Genomic DNA, 683 nt, shown 5'->3' on the forward strand with positions numbered 1-683 from the left:
CGTCTCTTATTGAAGATAACCAATCAACTTGTTTGCGATATCGGTATTGTTCTGAGAGCCAACGAATGCTTGTGACCCCTTACCATAAGCAAACACCTGAACATCCACCGCGGTATGCCCTTTTGTCGTCCAACCTGTAAGGCTTTGATCGTTGATGATTGACTTTACGGCTTGATAAAGCGCTTTCGCGGGCTCTTCACTCTTCTTCGCGTCAATGAGGAGCTCAAATTGCACATCTGATAGCGCCCAATCTACTGATTCTGACCACACTTGTTTGATGTCTGAACCCTTTGCAAGTGACGTTGCTAATGGCCACGCCGTTTGATGCACGCCTTTGATCACATCCGTTTTCCAGTCGTATTGACCATTTGCGCCGATAGTTAAACCTCCCGTGGAGTGATCGGCGGTGACAACGAGCAAAGTGTCAGGATGAGCATCAACATACGCCTTGGCTAAAGCAATCGACTTAGCAAAATCATCCATTTCTGCCATCGCGCATGCTATGTCATTCGCATGACCGCACCAGTCGATTTGGCTTCCTTCGATCATAACGAAAAAGCCATGCTCGGAGCGCGACAATAACGACAGCGCCTTGTTCGGCATATTCTCCAGTCGGGTTGGATTCTCATCCAAAGCAAACGGAAATGCTTTTTCGTTAAACAACCCAATCGCAGGCAATGTTG

The 683-nt window shown here is 47.6% G+C and carries 1 protein-coding gene; it reads right to left on the reverse strand.

The window, feature by feature from the left end; genetic code table 11:
• Positions 1–6: 6 nt before the first annotated feature.
• A partial coding sequence (locus R7R24_RS27205; RefSeq protein WP_318120198.1) for an alkaline phosphatase occupies positions 7–683 on the reverse strand: 677 nt, incomplete at its 5' end.

The organism is Vibrio sp. 704, assembly GCF_033339295.1.